Annotated in this window: 14 protein-coding genes and 1 pseudogene; 8 read left to right on the top strand and 7 right to left on the bottom strand. The window is 72.2% G+C overall.

Annotated elements, in window-relative coordinates:
* Positions 1-66: 66 nt before the first annotated feature.
* Positions 67-969 carry a TIGR03620 family F420-dependent LLM class oxidoreductase gene (locus ABZT74_RS14290; protein WP_356434962.1) on the bottom strand — a complete coding sequence of 301 codons (903 nt, stop codon included), beginning with the start codon at positions 967-969 and terminating at the stop codon, positions 67-69.
* A gap of 207 nt (positions 970-1176) precedes the next feature.
* Here ABZT74_RS14290 and ABZT74_RS14295 point away from each other — a divergent pair, with 207 nt between their 5' ends.
* The gene (locus tag ABZT74_RS14295) at positions 1177-1734 is read left to right on the top strand and encodes a hypothetical protein (RefSeq protein ID WP_356434965.1); all 558 of its coding nucleotides are present in this window, start codon (positions 1177-1179) and stop codon (positions 1732-1734) included.
* 89 nt (positions 1735-1823) lie between these two features.
* Here ABZT74_RS14295 and ABZT74_RS14300 read toward each other — a convergent pair whose 3' ends face one another.
* A complete protein-coding gene (locus ABZT74_RS14300; protein WP_356167931.1) occupies positions 1824-2483 on the bottom strand; it encodes a CoA transferase subunit B in 660 nt (219 codons plus the stop codon).
* A 2-nt stretch (positions 2484-2485) separates the two neighbouring features.
* The gene (locus ABZT74_RS14305; protein WP_356435303.1) at positions 2486-3292 is read right to left on the bottom strand and encodes a CoA transferase subunit A; all 807 of its coding nucleotides are present in this window, start codon (positions 3290-3292) and stop codon (positions 2486-2488) included.
* A gap of 289 nt (positions 3293-3581) precedes the next feature.
* Between ABZT74_RS14305 and ABZT74_RS14310 the strand changes: the two genes are divergently transcribed.
* From ABZT74_RS14310 to ABZT74_RS14335, 6 genes and pseudogenes are all read left to right on the top strand, one after another.
* Positions 3582-4817 (top strand): substrate-binding domain-containing protein, encoded by a 1236-nt coding sequence (locus ABZT74_RS14310; RefSeq protein WP_356167933.1) that lies wholly within the window; start codon positions 3582-3584, stop codon positions 4815-4817.
* A gap of 4 nt (positions 4818-4821) precedes the next feature.
* Positions 4822-5634, top strand: coding sequence for an ABC transporter ATP-binding protein (locus ABZT74_RS14315; RefSeq protein ID WP_356167936.1), 813 nt, complete (start codon positions 4822-4824; stop codon positions 5632-5634).
* A pseudogene (locus ABZT74_RS14320) lies at positions 5631-6332 on the top strand (ABC transporter ATP-binding protein); the annotation flags it as partial. The gene ABZT74_RS14315 and the pseudogene ABZT74_RS14320, both read left to right, overlap by 4 nt.
* A 200-nt stretch (positions 6333-6532) precedes the next feature.
* A complete protein-coding gene (locus ABZT74_RS14325) occupies positions 6533-7420 on the top strand; it encodes a branched-chain amino acid ABC transporter permease (protein ID WP_356167939.1) in 888 nt (295 codons plus the stop codon).
* The gene (locus ABZT74_RS14330) at positions 7417-8541 is read left to right on the top strand and encodes a branched-chain amino acid ABC transporter permease (protein ID WP_356167942.1); all 1125 of its coding nucleotides are present in this window, start codon (positions 7417-7419) and stop codon (positions 8539-8541) included. The genes ABZT74_RS14325 and ABZT74_RS14330 overlap by 4 nt, the downstream gene beginning before the upstream one ends.
* A complete protein-coding gene (locus ABZT74_RS14335; RefSeq protein ID WP_356167945.1) occupies positions 8538-9506 on the top strand; it encodes an alpha/beta fold hydrolase in 969 nt (322 codons plus the stop codon). The genes ABZT74_RS14330 and ABZT74_RS14335 overlap by 4 nt, the downstream gene beginning before the upstream one ends.
* 82 nt (positions 9507-9588) lie before the next feature.
* On the opposite strand, the gene ABZT74_RS14340 is transcribed toward ABZT74_RS14335, so the two are convergent.
* The 3 genes from ABZT74_RS14340 to ABZT74_RS14350 form a co-directional block, all read right to left on the bottom strand.
* Positions 9589-11541, bottom strand: a complete 1953-nt coding sequence (locus ABZT74_RS14340; RefSeq protein ID WP_356167947.1) for a helix-turn-helix domain-containing protein — start codon at positions 11539-11541, stop codon at positions 9589-9591.
* A 130-nt stretch (positions 11542-11671) separates the two neighbouring features.
* Positions 11672-13069 carry an MFS transporter gene (locus tag ABZT74_RS14345; RefSeq protein ID WP_356167950.1) on the bottom strand — a complete coding sequence of 466 codons (1398 nt, stop codon included), beginning with the start codon at positions 13067-13069 and terminating at the stop codon, positions 11672-11674.
* 190 nt (positions 13070-13259) lie between these two features.
* Positions 13260-14087 carry a 3-hydroxybutyrate dehydrogenase gene (locus ABZT74_RS14350; protein WP_356434969.1) on the bottom strand — a complete coding sequence of 276 codons (828 nt, stop codon included), beginning with the start codon at positions 14085-14087 and terminating at the stop codon, positions 13260-13262.
* Between the two features lie 442 nt (positions 14088-14529).
* Between ABZT74_RS14350 and ABZT74_RS14355 the strand changes: the two genes are divergently transcribed.
* Positions 14530-15996, top strand: a complete 1467-nt coding sequence (locus ABZT74_RS14355; protein ID WP_356434972.1) for a PHB depolymerase family esterase — start codon at positions 14530-14532, stop codon at positions 15994-15996.
* Between the two features lie 77 nt (positions 15997-16073).
* Here ABZT74_RS14355 and ABZT74_RS14360 read toward each other — a convergent pair whose 3' ends face one another.
* On the bottom strand, positions 16074-17597 hold the full coding sequence (locus ABZT74_RS14360) for an aldehyde dehydrogenase family protein (RefSeq protein ID WP_355866662.1): 1524 nt from the start codon (positions 17595-17597) through the stop codon (positions 16074-16076).
* Positions 17598-17712 lie beyond the last annotated feature (115 nt).

Consider the following 17712-nt stretch of genomic DNA (forward strand, 5'->3'; position numbering starts at 1 on the left):
GACCGGAGCGCCCGGGGAGAGTGCGGGGGCCGTGCGGAGCGACCTCCACCCGGCACCCGAAACCCCCTACGGCCGGCTCTGGAGCCGGTCGGCGAACACCGAGGCCAGCTCGCGCCAGGCCGCGCGGGACAGGCCGGCGCGCCCCTCGCCCGCGGTCAGCACCTGGAAGGCGATGTGGTCGGCGCCGGCGTCGAAGTACTCCTGGGCGCGGGCCCGGACCCGCTCGGCGTCGCCCAGGGCGAACAGCGCGTCGAGGAGGCGTACGCTCCCACCGCCCTCGAAGTCGCCCTCCGTGAAGCCCAGACGCAGCAGATTGTTCGTGTAGTTGGGCAGTTGGAGGTACGTCGCCAGCATGTCCCGTGCGGTGGTGCGGGCCCGGTCGAGGTCGGCGTCGAGGACGACGGACAGCTCGGGAGCGAGCAGCGCGTCGGGGCCGAGCGCCTCGCGCGCCTCCGCCGTGTGTTCGGCGGTGACGAGATAGGGGTGGGCTCCCAGCGCCCGGTCGGCCGCGAGCCGCAGCATCTTCGGGCCGAGGGCCGCGAGAACCCGGTGTCCGCTGTCCACGGGCCGCGCCGCCCCGTCGAGGGCGTCGAGGTAGTCCACCATCGCGCTGTACGGCTTCGCGTACCGCGGTGCCAACGCGTCGTGGCTGACGCCCAGGCCGAGGACGAAACGCCCCCGCGCGCTCTCGTCGATCGCCGCGACCCGGGCCGCCACCTCCTCCGCTCCGTGTTCCCAGATGCTCAGGATGCCGGTGGCCACGGTGACCGTGCGGGTGGCGGCGACGAGCGCCGCCGCGTCCTCGGGGGAGGGGCTTCCTCCCATCCAGAGCGTGCCGTACCCCAGTTCTTCGAGCTCGGCGACGGCTTCGACGATCGCCGCCCTGCCCGCGTCGTCCACCCGCGACGCGTGCAGAGCGCCGCTCCAGATGCCGATCCGTCCGAATGCCTCGCGTGTCTCGGAAGTCATGCCGTGATCAACTGCGGCCCGGGGACTGTTTGTTCCCCCGCGGCCGGGGCCGCACCCGTTCGGCGGACCGGGTCCCAGCCACGAGATCGGGATACACGGACCGAGGGCGGAGGCAGGAGGGGCGATCCGGGTTCGTCGACGGAGCGCTGACCGCGGGACGACGGCCGGCCACGGTTATGCTGCGGGCCGTTGATCGCAAAGGAAGACATGTTCAAGCGAGTTGTGACGGCAGCGGTGGCGGCGGTTCTGATAGCCGGCCTCGGCGGGTGCGGCCGGGGAGACGACGTCCGCGACGAGGGCACGGGCCACTCGGCCGGCGTCGGCCACGGCAGCGGGACCGGTGGCCAGAAGTTCCGGCCGGCCCCGGCCACCACCAGGGACGCGAGTGTCTTCGGCCTCCGCGACGAGGTCCGCCACCTCGCCGCGAAGACCACCAGGGCCACGCGGCCGCACATGACCAGGAAGTGCACCACGGCCACGCGCCGGGTCAAGCACACGACACGTTCCGGTTCGGGCACCAAGCGGCGCACCCGCACCTGGTACTCCACCGAGTCGTCCAGGAGCTGCAAGCAGGTCCGCAGCGGCACCGAGACCTACACCCGCGTCGTCCGGCCCGAGCGGTGGTGCGTCAGCCTGGACGACCTCGGCGGCGACGCGCGACGGGACGACGTCTGGTACCAGGTCCGCAGGGCGACCTACGACGCGGCCGTCGGCACGGACAGGTCGGCCCGCATGAAGTTCACCCCGACGGGCAGCGGCTGCTGACCTGACCTGACCTGACCTGACCTGACCTGACATCGACACCGGCCGTGGCGCGGGTCGGGCTCCGGAGGCTGTCCGTCGGGCGGACGGGTTCAGGCGGGCGCGGGCGCCCGCAGGCCCTCGTCCACCAGGAGCCTGGCGGCGGTCGCCGCCAGGACCTCCCGAACGCTGACACCCGGAGCCGTCTCGACCAGTCGCAACCCCTCGGAGGTGACGTCGATGACGGCCAGGTCGGTGATGACCCGGTCCACCACACGACGCCCCGTCGCGGGCAGGCTCAACTCCTCGACCAGCTTCGGGCTGCCGTCCTTGGCGGTGTGCTCCATCACGACCAGCAGCCGGCGAGCCCCGTGGACGAGGTCCATCGCGCCGCCCATCCCCTTGACCATCCTCCCGGGGATCATCCAGTTGGCCAGGTCGCCGCAGGCCGACACCTGCATGGCTCCGAGCACGGACACGTCGATCCTGCCGGCCCGGATCATGCCGAAGGAGAGGGCCGAATCGAAGTAGGCGGTACCCGGGACGGTGGTCACCGTCTCCTTGCCGGCGTTGATCAGATCGGGGTGCTCGTCGCCGTCGTACGGATAGGGGCCCACGCCGAGAATGCCGTTCTCCGAGTGCAGCACCACGTGCACCCCGTCCGGCAGGTGACTGGGGATCAGGGTGGGCAGGCCGATGCCCAGGTTGACGTACTGGCCGTCGCGCAGTTCCCGGGCGGCGCGGGCGGCCAACTGGTCACGGTCGAGCGGCATGGTCACTTCTCCTCGGAGTCGGTGAGGGAGACGGCGGTTTCGGCGTGGGCGCGCGCAGGGCGCACCGTGCGGCGCTCGACGCGCTTGTCCAGCGAGGAGTCGACGGCGACCACCCGGTCCACGTACACGCCGGGCAGATGGACGGCGTCCGGCGGCAGTCCACCGGCCTCTACGACGCGTTCGGCCTCCACGACGGTGACCCGCCCCGCCATCGCGCACAGGGGGTTGAAGTTGCGCGCCGCCGCGTGGAAGACGCAGTTTCCGTGCCGGTCGGCGACCGCTGCCCGCACCAGGGCGAAGTCGGCGTCGATGGCCTCCTCCAGCAGATAGCGTTGGCCACCGAAGTCCCGGGTCTCCTTGGGCGGTGAGGCCAGCGCGACGCCGCCGTCAGGGGTGTAACGCCACGGCAGACCGCCCTCCTCGACCTGGGTGCCCACGCCGGCCGGGGTGTAGAACGCGGGGATGCCGGTGCCGCCGGCCCGCAGCCGTTCGGCGAGGGTGCCCTGCGGCGTCAGCTCCACCTCCAGTTCACCGGAGAGGTACTGACGGGCGAACTCCTTGTTCTCACCCACGTAGGAGGAGGTCATCCGGGCGATACGGCCGGCCCGTAGCAGCAGACCCAGTCCCCAGTCGTCCACACCGCAGTTGTTGGACACGATCCGCAGGCCGGACGCGCTCGTGTCGGACAGCGCGGCGATCAGCGTCGACGGGATGCCGCACAGGCCGAATCCGCCGACCGCGAGTGTCGCGCCGTCGGGGATGTCCGCCACTGCCCGCGCGGCCGCGGCCACCACTTTGTCCATGCCGATTCCTTCCCCACAGGGGTCCGTTGCGTTCGCCGGCCCGGTCTGCCCACGACAGCGCGGCCAGGACGGGGTGCTCCTCAGCTTTGCCCGCGGCGGCGGTCACCGGCCATGTGTGCCGGTGCCACGACGGGGCGGCAAAGTGCGGTGACGGACACCATGCCGCCCGTCGTGCGCCACTCCTAGGGTTCCGGCCATCACGCAGCGCGCCCGCCGTCGCGGACCGGTCTGCCGTCCTGGACGAGGGCGGCGGAACCCCGCGGAGGCGGCGACATCCCGTCAGGAGCCGATCGTCATGCGTTCCAGCCTCACGGACACCTTCAGCAGCAGATCCCTTCGCGCACTCGCTCTCCTCGCCGTCGGAGCCCTGGCCGCGGGGTGCTCCTCGGCCGGCACCGCCGGCACCGCGTCCGCCGGCTCCGGCGGCAAGGCCGCCGCCGTGAAGGTGGGCCTCGTCTACTCCCGCAGTGGACTCCTGGCCGCCTACGGCAAGCAGTACGAGGAGGGCTTCACAGCGGGACTCGCCTACGCCACGCACGGGACGAACAAGGCCGGCGGCCATCCCATCGAGGTCACCGAACAGGACGACGCGGGCGACCCGGCGAAGGCCGTCGCGGCGGCCAAGTCCCTGGTCGGCAAGGGGTACAAGGTCCTCGCCGGCACCACCGACTCGGGTGTCGCGCTGCAGATGGCGCCGCTGGCCGCACAGAACAAGGTGCTGTATCTCAGCGGTCCCGCCGCCACCGACGCGGTCACCGGCGTCAACGCCTACACCTTCCGTTCGGGCCGGCAGTCGTACCAGGACATCCTCACCGCCGGAACCCTGCTCGGCGACGCCAAGGGCAAGAAGGTCACCGTGCTCGCGCAGAACTCGGCGTTCGGGCAGGCCAACGTGGCCGCGGTGAAGGCGGTCCTCGGAGGGAAGGGCGCGCACGTCGGTTCCGTGCTGGCCCCGCCGAGCGCGACCGACCTGACACCGTTCGCCCGCCGGACCAGAGCCGGCAGGCCCGACCTGGTGTTCGTCGCCTGGGCGGGCTCCAACGCCCCCGCCCTGTGGACCGCGCTGAGCCAGCAGGGCGTGCTGGACGCGAGCAAGGTCGTCACCGGACTCGCGGGCACCGCCTCGTACCCGGTCTTCGGATCGGCCGGCTCCAAGGTCGCCTTCCTCGCGCACTACTTCCCGGGCGCCGGAGGCGGCAACCCGGTCGAGAAGGCCATGCTCGACGGCATCACGAAGGCGGGCGGCACCCCCGACCTGTTCAGCCCGGACGGCTTCACGGCCGCCCAGATGATCGTCCACGCGATCGAGTCCGGCAGCGCCACCGACACCACGGCCATGGCCAGGGCGCTGGAGGGCTGGAGCTTCGACGGGCCCAAGGGCAGGGAGCGGATCCGCGCCGAGGACCACGCCCTGCTGCAGCCGATGTTCACCGCCCGGCTCAAGGGCGGCGGCAGCGCCGCCCGGCCCGAACTGACCGACAGCATCCCGATGGCCGAGGTCGCACCCCCGGCCGCCGGCACGGCGGGCTGAGCGGATGTCCTCCTCGAACACGACCTCGGCGAGCGCGGCCGACGCACCGGGCGGCCGGGAGGCACCCGCCGCCGCGGCACCCGTGCTCCGGCTGCGCGACATCGGCTGGGCGGTCGGCGGCGCGACGATCGTCGACTCCGTCTCCCTCGCCGTCCGCCAGGGCGAGTTCCTCGCCTTCATCGGCCCCAACGGCGCGGGCAAGACCTCCTTGTTCAACCTGATCAGCGGGATCGTCCCGGTCTCCCGGGGCACGATCGAACTGGACGGCCGCGACGTGACCACGGACGCCGCCTACGCCCGGGCCCGGCGCGGTCTCGGGCGCACCTTCCAGACCTCCAGCCTGTGGCCGGGGATGACGGTCGCCGACCACGTGCGGCTCGCGGCCCAGGTCGCCGAAGGCGGCTCGTTCCGCGTCTGGCGCCGCGCCGGCGCCTACCCGGAACTGGTCGGCCGGGTGCTGGCCCGCACCCAGCTCGCCCACCGCGCCGACTCCTGCGCCGACGCCCTCTCGCACGGCGAGAAACGCAAGCTCGAACTCGCGGTGCTGCTCGTCGGCGAGCCCCGACTGATGCTGCTGGACGAGCCGATGGCGGGCGTGAGCGCGGAAGAGGTGCCCGCGCTGACCGAGCTCATCCGGTCGCTGCACAAGGAGGAGGGGCGCACCGTGCTCATGGTCGAGCACCACATGGACGTACTGCTGGAGCTGGCCGACCGGGTGGCCGTGATGCACCACGGCACGCTGCTGGCGCTGGACACCCCGCACACCGTGATGGCCGACCCCACGGTGCAGCAGGCCTACCTCGGGGAGGAGCTGTGACCCCGGCGCCCCTGCTGACCGTGCGGGGCCTGCGGGTCGTGATCGGGGGCGGGCACATCCTGCACGGCGTCGACCTGGAGGTCGCCGCCACGGGCACCACGGCCCTGCTGGGCCGCAACGGAGCAGGCAAGACGACCACGGTGCGCGGCATTCTCGGCCTGGTCCCGCGCACCGGAAGCGTGCTGCTGGCCGACGAGGAGACCGTGCGCCTGGCCACGCACGCCCTGGTGCGCCGGGGCATCGGATACGCGCCCGAGGACCGAGGCGTCTTCGCCGCCCTGAGCGTGGCCGAGAACCTGCGCCTCGCCGAGCGGCCCGGGGCCGGAGAACCGGCCTACGACCTGGTGCACGAACTGTTCCCGGAGCTGAGGCGCCGTGCCCGGCAGGCCGCCGGCACCCTGTCCGGCGGTCAGCAGCAGATGGTCGCCATCGCCCGGACCCTGCTCAACGGCAACCGGCTGATCATCGCCGACGAACCCACCAAGGGCCTGGCGCCCAAGGTGGTCACCGAGGTCGCCCAGGCGATCGAGCGCGCCGCCGAGGCGGTACCGGTGCTGCTCGTGGAACAGAACCTCGCCGTGGTGCGCCGCCTCGCCCGCACCTGCGTCGTCCTCGCCGACGGCCGCACCGCGCACCGGGGCTCCACCGACGACCTGCTCGCCGACGCCGAGGCGGCCCGTCGGCTGCTCGGCGTCGGCAGCGCCGGCCACGGGAGCCCCGACCAGGGGAGCGCCGGCCACGGGTGCCCCGGCCACGGGTGCCCCGGCCATGAGAGCCCCGGCCAGGGGAGCGCCGGCCACGAGAGCTCCGGCCGGTTCGGCACCGCGAAGGCGCCCGCCCGTCCGTCCGTTCACATCGCGGCGCGCCCCGCCGCCCGGCCCCCGGAGGCGGACGCCTGATGCCCACCGTCGTACTGCTCACCTTCACCGGCCTCGGCCTGGGCGCCCTGTACTTCCTGGTCGCCTCAGGACTGTCGCTGATCTTCGGGCTGATGGACGTCCTCAACTTCGCCCACGGCGCCCTGCTGTCCGTCGGTGCCTACGGCACCTGGTGGGCCGCGTCCGGTCACCTGCCCGGAGCCGGACCCGGAGGGGCGGGGTTCGCCTTCGCCGTCGCCTTCGGCACGGCGGTGGGCACCGTCGCCGCCGTGCTGCTCGAACTCGCCGTGATCCGCCCGCTGTACACGCGTCCGCGCGAACAGATCCTCGCGACGGTGGGCGTCGGTCTGGCCGTCCCGGCACTGCTGTCCGCGATCTGGGGATCGGACGCCCGGCCCTTCCCCGGGCCGAAGGCACTCTCCGGCACCTTCGGGCTGCTGGGCGCCGAAGTGCCACTCAACCGGCTGGTCCTGATCGTCGCCGCCCTGCTGGTGCTCGCCGCGCTGAGGCTGTTCCTCGGCCGCACCCGGCACGGACTGGTCGTCCGCGCGGGGGTGGAGGACCGGTCGATGGTCACCGCACTCGGCATCGACGTGCGGCGGGCCTTCTCGTTGGTCTTCGCCATCGGCGGTGGGGCGGCAGCCCTCGGGGGTGCCCTCGGCGGCCTCTACTTCGGCTCCGTGGACCCCGAACAGGGCACCTCCCTGCTGATCTTCGCCTTCGTGGTCGTCGTGACCGGCGGCATGGGCTCGCTCAGCGGCGCCGCACTGGCCTCGGTGGCCGTGGGCCTCGTCCAGCAGTTCGCCAACTACTACACCACCGCCGGACTCGGCGACCTCGCCGTCGTCGTCCTGCTCGCCGCCCTGCTGCTCGTCCGGCCGCGAGGGCTCACCAGGAGGCTCGCATGACCATCGTCACCCAGCCCCGCGGCCGGACCCGCGCGGGGGACCGGCCCGGCGCCACCCGCCTCGCGCGGCTACGGCGCGTCGTCCGCTGGTGGCCCGCCCTCCTGCTGGCGGTCCTCCTGACAGTGCCGTACAGCGCACTGCCCCTGCCCGTCCTGCTCGAAGGACCGATCGGCAGTCCCGGAAACCTTCAACTGCTCGCCCTGTGCCTGGTGTTCGGCGCCCTGGCCACCGGATACGACCTGCTGCTCGGCCGTACCGGACTGCTCTCCTTCGGGCACGCGCTCTACTTCGCCGCCGGCACGTACGTCACCGACATCGTGATGCTCGAAGCGGGCCTGCCGTTCGGCGTGTCCGCGCTGCTGGGACTCCTGGCGGGCACGGCTCTCTCCGTCGTGTTGGGCGCGGTCGGTCTCAGGGTCGGCGGCATCGCGTTCTCCATGGTGACCCTGGCCTTCGCGCAGGCCGCGTCGATTCTCGTGCAGCGCGACCCGGGCGGCGTCACCGGCGGGGAGGAGGGCAGGGCGGCTCCTGTCGGCGGGCTGCCCGACGCGCTGGTGGGCATCCAGCACACCGCCGGCCTGTACTGGATCGCCCTGGCCTACCTCGTCGTCGTGCTGGTCGTCGTGCGGTGGGCGGTCCGCTCGCCCCTGGGCAGGGTCTGGGAGGGCATCAAGGAGAACGAACGCCGGGTGGAAGTGCTGGGCCTGCGCCCGTACGGCTTCAAACTGGCCGCCTTCGTCCTGGCCGGCACCTTGGCCGCGCTCGGCGGCATCGTGTACCTGCTGCTCACCGGCGGCGCCACTCCGCAGACGACCACCTCCGACTTCACCCTGTCCCTGCTGGTGATGGTGGTGCTCGGCGGTTCGGGCACCCGATGGGGCCCCATGATCGGCGGCATCCTCTACACGTGGGCCGACCACCGGCTCGGCGACCTGGCCGGCTCGGACACGGTCACCTCTCTGCCCGCCGTGGTGCGGGCGCCCCTCTCGCAGCCGCTCTTCCTGCTCGGGGCACTGTTCGTCGCGGCGATCTATCTGCTGCCCGGCGGAGTGGTGCGGCTGCCGGCGCGGCTGCGTACGGCCCGTGCCGCCTCCGGCCAGCAGGAGGCGGTCACGGTATGAGCCACGCTCCGCCGAACGGCGCCCTCGCCCGAGAGGACGCAGACGTACCCGCGCGTGAGGAACTGCGGGTTCCGGTGCGCGGCGGGAGACTGGCCGTCTCGCGTTGGCCCGCCGACGATCCGGCCGCGCCGGTGGCACTCGCGCTGCACGGCATCACGGCCAACGGCCTGAGCTGGGCCCGGGTCGCTCACCACCTGGCCGGACGGATCACCCTGGTGGCACCGGACCTGCGGGGGCGGGGTCGCAGCGGGCGGTTGCCCGGCCCGTACGGCATCGCCGCCCACGTCGAGGACATGGCCGCCGTGGTGGACGAACTGGGCCTGGAACGCGTGGTGTTGACCGGCCACTCGATGGGAGCCTTCACCGCCGCTCTCACCGCCGTCAGTCACCCGCACCTGCTGAGGGCCCTGCTGCTGGTGGACGGCGGGGTGGGCTTCCCCGTCCCGGCCGGGCCGGACCCCGACGAGCTGCTCACCGCGGTGCTCGGCCCGGCCATGCGGCGGCTGTCGATGACGTTCCCGGACCGGGACGCCTACCGCGCCTTCTGGCAGCGGCATCCCGCCTTCGCCGACGGCTGGTCGCCCTGGGTGGACGCCTACATCCAGCGCGATCTCGTGGGGGAGGAGCCCGAACTGTGCTCCTCCTGCGACCGAGAAGCGGTCCGCGTCGACGGCATGGACCAATTCCGTGCGGAGGTCTCGGGCGCGGTGCACCGGCTGCCCGGGCCGGCGGTGCTGCTGTGGGCCGAGCGCGGACTGATGGACGAGCCGCAGGGTCTGTACGACGAGCGGCGGCTCGCCGCGGCGGGCCTCGACCCCGGACGGGTGCGCCCGCTGCGCGTCGCCGGTACCAACCACTACACGATCGTCATCGGCGACGAGGGCGCCCGGATCGTGGCCGAGCACCTGCTGGACGCGGCCACCGACCCGGGAACGGACGGCTGGGGCGACCTGCCGTCGAGGTGACCGCGCGACGTCCGTACGGCACGTTCACGGGGAGTGGTGCGGTCGTCCCGGGGTCGTTCCGGGGCGCGCCCGCTGTCGGGTGTCAGGCGCCCGACAGCAGGTGGAGGCGGAGGGCGAGCTGGAGTTCCAGTGCCTGCTCGGGGGAGTTCCAGTCGGGACCGAGGAGTGCCTGGACCCGGTCCAGACGCTGCACGACCGTGTTCACGTGCACGTGCAGTTCCTCCTTCGCCCGGGTCAGGCTTCCGCCGCAGTCGAAGTAGGCACGCAGCGTGCGCACCAGCTGGGTCCCGCGCTGGGTGTCGTAGTCCAGCAGCGGTCCGAGGGTCGCGGTGACGAACCCGTCGACATCGTGGTGGTCACCCAGCAGCACGCCGAGGAAGCCGAGTTCGGCGACGCTCGCTCCCTGCCCCGCACGGTCGAGCACGCGCAGGGCACGCAGACAGCGCACGCCTTCCGTGTGCGCGTCGGCGATCGCCCGTGGCCCGGCGGCCGGCCCGGCGCCGGCCACCGTGACCGGTGCGCCGATCAGCTGGCCGAGCTGCGCGGCGGCCAGGCGGGCCACCTCCCCCGGACCGGTGCCGTCGCTCGGGAGCAGCAGCACCACGGCGGCCTCGTGCTCCGCGCTGACGCCGCCGCCCCCGAACAGGTACTGCACGGCGGCGTCGGCGAGCCGGCCCCGGGCCTCGCCGCCGGTCCGGGCGACAAGCACGATGTGGGGCCGGTCGAGGTCGAAGCCGAGGCGGCGGCCGCGCGCGACCAGACCGGCCGGGTCACGGTCGGGCGCGGTGAGCAGATCGGTGATCAGGTCGCCGCGGACCCGGTTCTCGGTCTCCGCGACCGATCGCCGCAGCAGGAGCAGCAGGGAGGTCACGACGCTGCTCCGCTCGAACAGGCGCTGGTCGGGACCGTCGAGATCCGGGCGCCCGTACAGGACCAGACAGCCCAGCAGTTCCTGCCCCGCCAGCATCGCGCAGACCCATCGCCCGTCACGGAACACCGCGCGGGCGGCCTCGCGTGAGCTCTTCGCCGCCGCGACCAGCGCCGCCGCCTCCTCCGCGCCACCGCCGTCCTCCGCGCCCCTGGACGCGGCGCCGCCGTGCGCGCCGACCGCGGTGAGCGGCCACCCCGAGCCGTCGTGGACCGTGACGTCCCCCTTCAGCAGTCCGGCCACGTCGGCGGCCACGTCGGCCACGTCGCCGCCCCGCAGGACGAGATCGGTGAGCCGGTCATGTGACTCCTCGGCACGCTGGATGGCGGCGGAGTGCTCGCCGATCACGGCGTTGGCCTCGGCCAGTTCGGCCAGCGCGATCCGTGCGTCGGCCATGGCCTTGGCGGTGTCGATCGCGATGGCGGCGTGGTCGGCCAGCGAGCAGAGCAGGGCGACCTCGTCAGGGGCGAAGGTGCGGGGCGTGCGGTCGGCCGCGAAGAGCGCCCCGATGACCTGGCCGCCGCTTCCCGACCCCAGCAGCAGGGGCACGCCGAGGATCGCGACCAGGCCTTCGTCCAGGACTCCGGCGTCGATGCTGCCGGTGTGCAGGAACCGGTCGTCGGTGCGGTAGTCCGGGGTGGCGTAGGGGCGCGCGGTCTGCGCGACCAGGCCGCCGAGTCCCTCGCCCAGTTGCAGGCGAAGGTTCTGGAACAGTTCGGAGACGGAGCCGTCGGTGACCCGCATGTAGGTGTCTCCGGCCTCCTCGTCGGGCAGCGTGAGGTAGGCCGTGTCGGTGCCCAGCAGCATCCGGGCCCGCCGGACGATGGAGCGCAGCACCGCGTCGAGGTCGCGCAGGGCCGCCAGGTCGCCCGCGGTGTCGAAGAGCGCGGTCAACTCGGCTTCCCTGCGCCGGTGTTGTCTGAGCGTGCTGTGCACGCGCAGCGCCGCTTCGGTGGCCTGCTCCACCTCCGCGAGATCCTGGGCGGTGGCACCGTTGCGGCGCGCCTCGGCGGCGACGGCTCCGAGTTCCTCGGCGGGCGCGCCCGCGGCGAGGAGTTCGAGCAGCCGGCGCAGGTGACGGGCGACGGACTGGGGCGTGTGCGACATGGGCGGGCAACCGTTGCGGAGTCGGTGGACGGTGGAATCGGCGCACGGCCCGGAGAGGAACGGCCGCCGAGGGCCAGTGTCCCCCGACAGGGAGGACAACGACCCTCGGCCGATGAGAGGTGCCCGGCCGTCAGGCGGACGCGGCCGGCTGCTGTTCCGGTGCGGGCCGCGCCACGGAGGCGTCCGGCTCGATGGCCGCGAGGTCCCTGCCGCGGGTCTCACGGCCGGCGACGACGGCGATCACGGTGACCACCGCGGCGAGGCCGATGTACACCGAGATCGGCGTGGAGTTCCCGTAGGAACTCAGCAGCGCGGTCGCGATCAGCGGCGCCGGGGCACCGGCCGCCACGGAGGAGAGCTGGGCCCCGATCGAGGCGCCCGTGTAGCGCATCCGCGTCGCGAACAGCTCCGAGAAGAACGCCGCCTGAGGTGCGTACATGGCGCTGTGGAAGATCAGTCCGACGGTGACGGCCAGAACCAGCGCGGGGAAGGACTTGGTGTCCAGCAGGGCGAAGAAGGCCCACGACCACACACCCACGCCGACCGCGCCCACCAGATACACGGGCTTGCGGCCGACCCGGTCGGAGAGCGCGCCGAACAGCGGGATCAGACAGAACTGCACGGCCGAACCGATCAGCACGGCGTTGAGCGACGTCTGCTTGTCGATCTCCAGGTGGTTGACGCAGTAGGCGAGGACGAACGCCGTGATCACGTAGTACGAGATGTTCTCGGCCATCCGCGCGCCCATCGCGACCAGGATGTCCCGCCAGTGGTGACGCACGACCGCGACGAACGGCGGCTGCTCGGCCCGCTGCTCCGACTTGCGCCGCTCCGCCTTCGCCAGCGCTTCCTTGAACAGCGGCGACTCGTCGACGGACAGCCGGATCCACAGGCCGACCATGACCAGGACGGCTGACAGGAGGAAGGGCACCCGCCAGCCCCAGGAGTTGAACGCGTCGTCGCTGAGCACGGTGGTCATCAGGGAGAGCACTCCGACGGCGATCAGGTTGCCGGCCGGTGCGCCGGCCTGCGGCCACGAGGCCCAGAACCCGCGCCTCTTCGCGTCCCCGTGCTCGGAGACCAGCAGTACCGCGCCGCCCCACTCGCCGCCGAGGGCGAAGCCCTGGACCAGGCGCAGGGTGGTCAGCAGCAGGGGAGCCGCGACGCCGATGGTGTCGTAGCCGGGGACACAGCCGATCAGCGCGGTGGAGAGGCCCATCATGAGCAGGCTGATCACCAGGAGCTTCTTGCGTCCGAGGCGGTCGCCGAAGTGGCCGAAGACCACGGCGCCGATCGGGCGGGCGGCGAAGCCGATGGCGTAGGTGAGGAAGGACAGCAGGGTTCCGGTCAGCGGGTCCGATTCGGGGAAGAACACCCGGCCGAAGACCAGGGCGGCGGCCGAGCCGTACAGGAAGTAGTCGTACCACTCGATGGTGGTGCCGATCAGACTGGCCGCGACGATCTTGCGCAGGCCGCCTGGTGTCGCGGAGGTGCCTGGGCCGTTCACGGCGTTGTGAGCGCTGGGCATGGTTTCACCGTTTCGGATCGAGAGGGGAGCGGAACCGCCGGGGCCGGTCGACGCCGGGGACGAAGGCAAGGGGTCCGGGGAGTTTGTTCGGTGCGAGGCTGCAAGGCGGCGGTGCGGCGCGGGGCCGGGTGCCGTCCGGGCCGTCGGGGCGCGAACCGTCAGGGCCGTGGCCGGCCGAGGCGGTGCGCCGTCAGTGGGCCGTCCAGCCGCCGTCCAGAGGGATCGACGTGCCGGTGATGTAGCCGCTGCGTTCGGTGCACAGCCACAGGGCCGCCTCGGCGACCTCGGGCGGCTCGATGAGGCGCTTGATCGCGGTGCGGTCCAGGAAGACCTGGTCCACCACGTCCGCGGCCGGGATGCCGTGGGCGAGTGCCTGCTGGGCGATCTGTTCCTCGACCAGTGGCGTTCGGACATAGCCCGGGCTGATGCAGTTGCTGGTCACGCCGTGCCCGGCGCCCTCCAGGGCGACGACCTTGCTCAGGCCCTCCAGCGCGTGCTTCGCCGTGACGTACGCCGACTTGTAGGCGCTGGCCCGAAGGCCGTGCACGGACGAGATGTTGACGACCCTGCCCCACCCCCGGGCGTACATGTGGGGAAGGGTGCGGCGCAGGATGCGGAACGGCGCTTCCACCATGACCCGCTGGATCAGCGCGAAACGCTCAGGGGGGAACTCGTGCAGAGGGGCGACATGCTGCAGCCCCGCGTTGTTGACCACGATGTCGGCGTCGTCCGGCAACGCGTCCACGGCGTCGGCCTCGGAGAGGTCGGCCACGACAGCTGTGCCACCGATCGCCTCGGCCACCTCCTTGGCGGCCTCGCCCGCCCGGTCCACCACATAGACCTCGGCACCGGCCGCGGCGAAGCCGTCGGCACAGGCCCGGCCGATCCCGCTGGCGGCACCGGTGACCAGAACCTTGCGGCCGGTCAGGAATCCGGTCGATGCCAGACCGGGCGCGGCGGTGTCGCCGGACCCGGGGCGCTGAGGTGAGCCCTCGTCGGAGTTCTTCGTGCTGTCCATGGCCGAACACGGTAGGGAGGAACCATGCGATCAGACATGTGGGTCGCCGACATACTTCCGAGGCGGAAGATGGGTTCCGTCACCAGGGGGAGACGGGCGGCCGGTGCCCGGACGGCCCCCGCCCGCAGTAAACACCCGACAGACGCGGTCGCTCCGGGCCGATCGGGCCGCCGCATGTCACAGCGTCACCGCCGACACCATGGGTGGACGAGCCACGCCGGGCAGCACGGTCCTGGCTGCCCCTCACATGTCGCGGCGGGGGCCGCCGGTCGTACGGTCCGCTTCCAGTACGTCGGTACGACAGCGGGCCGGCCGCGGACACGTGCCGCGCAGTCCGGCCGAAAGGGCGGGCGCGGGGCGCGACCGGGCGGGGTGGGACCGCCGGGCGGCGCACCGTGCCCTCGCTCGCCAGACCCTCCCCACCACTCATCGGAGCCGCATCATGCTTCACTCCACCTGGCGTGGATTCCTCCGGCGCGGCGCGCTCGCCGCGGCACTCGGCGCCGTCGTCGCCGGCCTGGGCGTCGTCGGCCCCCTGGCGTCGAGCGCGGCGGCCGCGGGCACCCTCCAGCAGGTCACGGGCTTCGGCTCGAACCCCGGCAACCTGGCGATGTACGAGTACGCCCCGTCCAACCTGCCCGCCGACGCACCGCTGGTGGTCGCCCTGCACGGTTGCACCCAGTCGGCGAGCGACTATCACGCGCACTCCGGCTGGCAGAAGTTCGCCGACCTGTGGGGCTTCGCCGTGGTGTACCCGCAGACCAGCTCGGCCAACAACAGCCTGTCCTGCTTCAGTTGGTTCGACGCGGCCAAGGACACCCGGGCCAAGGGCGAGGCGGCCTCGGTCAAGCAGATGGTCGACAGCGCCGTGGCACAGTACGGATCGGACCGCGGCCGCGTCTACGTCACCGGGCTGTCCGCCGGCGGCGGGATGACCGCGGACCTCCTCGCCGACTACCCGGACGTGTTCGCCGGCGGGGCGGTCGACTCCGGTCTCCCCGCGCAGTGCGCCACCACGCAGGCCGCCGCCTCGGGCTGCCAGTACAGCAACCAGAACCTCACGCCGAAACAGTGGGGCGACAAGGTCCGGTCCTCCTACCCGGGGTACGCGGGTCCGTGGCCGCGGGTCGCCATCTGGCAGGGCTCCTCCGACACCACCGTGGCCCCCGTCAACGGCACCGAACTGCGCGACCAGTGGACCGACGTCTGGGGTGTCGGCCAGACGGCGTCCAGCACCCGGAACCTGACCGGCGGCACCACCGAGAGCGTCTACAACGACAGCACGGGCAAGCCGGCCGTCGCCCTGTTCTCCGTCTCCGGCATGGCGCACGGCCTCGCCGTGAACCCCGGTTCGGGAGCCGACCAGTGCGGCAGCACCGGGACCTACTACCTCAACTCCATCTGCTCCAGCTACCACACCGCGACGTTCTGGGGCCTCGACGGCAGCGGTGACCAGGGCGGAACCGGTTCCCTGCCCGCCCCGTCCGGCCTCATGGCGACCGGCACCACGGACACGGCCGCCTCGCTGTCGTGGAACTCCGTGAGCGGCGCCACCGCGTACAACGTCTACCGCGGCGGCACGAAGGTGGGCTCCACGACGGGCACCGCATACACCGACACCGGCCTGTCCGCCGGAGCCTCGTACGCCTACACCGTCGCCGCGGTCGATCCCTCCGGAGGCGTCGGCGCGACCTCCGCGCCGGTCACGGCGACGACGACAGGCTCCGCACCCAAGTGCTACAAGGACAACAACTACCAGCAGGTACAGGCCGGCCGCGCCCACCAGACCGGCGGCTACACCTACGCCAACGGATCCGCCCAGAACATGGGCCTGTACAACGTCGCCGTCACCCACACCCTGAAGGAGACCTCCCCGGGCTGGTTCGTCATCGCCGACTCGGGCTGCTGACGCGGCCTGGCCCAGCCCATCGCGCGGCAGGAGCGCCTGGCAGGCACACCACCTGGCCAGGCGCCCTCACCCGCTGCCTAGAAGAAGCCGAGCTTCTTCGGCGAGTAGCTCACGAGAAGGTTCTTCGTCTGCTGGTAGTGGTCCAGCATCATCTTGTGGTTCTCGCGGCCGATGCCGGACTGCTTGTAACCGCCGAAGGCCGCGTGCGCCGGGTAGGCGTGGTAGCAGTTCGTCCATACACGGCCGGCCTGGATCGAACGGCCCGCCCGGTAGGCGGTGTTGATGTCCCGGGTCCACACGCCGGCGCCGAGTCCGTACAGCGTGTCGTTAGCGAGCTTGATGGCGTCGTCGAAGTCGTCGAACGACGTCACCGCGACGACCGGACCGAAGATCTCCTCCTGGAAGATCCGCATGCGGTTGTCGCCCTCGAAGATCGTCGGCTGGACGTAGTAACCGCCCTTCAGCTCTCCGTCGTGCTCGATGCGCTCCCCGCCGGTGAGCACCTTGGCGCCTTCCTGACGGCCGATGTCCAGGTACGAGAGGATCTTCTCCAACTGGTCGTTGGACGCTTGGGCGCCGATCATCGTGTCCGTGTCGAGCGGGTTGCCCGGCTTGATGAGTTCGGTGCGGGCGACCGCCGCCTCCATGAACTCCCGGTAGTGGCCGCGCTGGACGAGCGCCCGCGAGGGACAGGTGCAGACCTCGCCCTGGTTGAGCGCGAACATGGTGAAGCCCTCGAGGGCCTTGTCGCGGAAGTCGTCGTTCTGCGCCCAGACGTCGTCGAAGAAGATGTTCGGGGACTTGCCGCCGAGCTCCAGCGTGACCGGCTTGATGTTCTCCGAGGCGTACTGCATGATCAGCCGCCCCGTCGTGGTCTCGCCCGTGAACGCGACCTTCGCCACGCGAGGGCTGGACGCGAGCGGCTTGCCGGCCTCCACGCCGAAGCCGTTCACGATGTTCACGACACCCGGCGGGATGAGATCCGAGATGAGACTCATCCAGTAGTGGATGGACGCCGGCGTCTGCTCGGCCGGCTTGATGACGACCGCGTTGCCCGCCGCCAGCGCCGGCGCGAGCTTCCACACCGCCATCAGGATGGGGAAGTTCCACGGGATGATCTGCGCCACCACGCCGAGCGGCTCGTGGAAGTGGTACGCGACGGTGTCGTCGTCGACCTCGCCGATCGATCCCTCCTGAGCCCGGGCCGCCCCCGCGAAGTAGCGGAAGTGGTCGATCGCGAGCGGGATGTCGGCCGCCAGGGTCTCGCGGACAGGCTTGCCGTTCTCCCAGCTCTCGGCGACGGCCAGCTTCTCCAGGTTCGCCTCCATCCGGTCGGCGATCTTGAGCAGGATGTCGGAGCGTGCCTGGACGGACGTGCGGCCCCAGGCAGGGGCGGCCGCGTGCGCCGCGTCCAGCGCGCGTTCCACGTCCTCCGCCGTTCCTCGCGCGACCTCGGTGAACGGCTGCCCGTTCAGCGGACTCGGGTTCTCGAAGTACTGCCCGCGAGCCGGCGGAACGTACTCCCCGCCGATGAAGTGGTCATACCGCGCCTCGTAGGAGACGATCGCGCCTTCGCTGCCGGGCGCCGCGTAACGGGTCATGCTGGTCTGCCTCCCGGAGAAGCGCCGCCCGCCGTTGGGCAGCTCTCGCCGCGAGGCTAGGAAGCCCGACGTTGCAACGACGTTGCGCGTCCCCGAACGCCGTCACCGCCCCGCA

The sequence above is a fragment of the Streptomyces sp. NPDC005302 genome (assembly GCF_040607345.1).
In the GTDB taxonomy this organism is placed as follows: domain Bacteria; phylum Actinomycetota; class Actinomycetes; order Streptomycetales; family Streptomycetaceae; genus Streptomyces.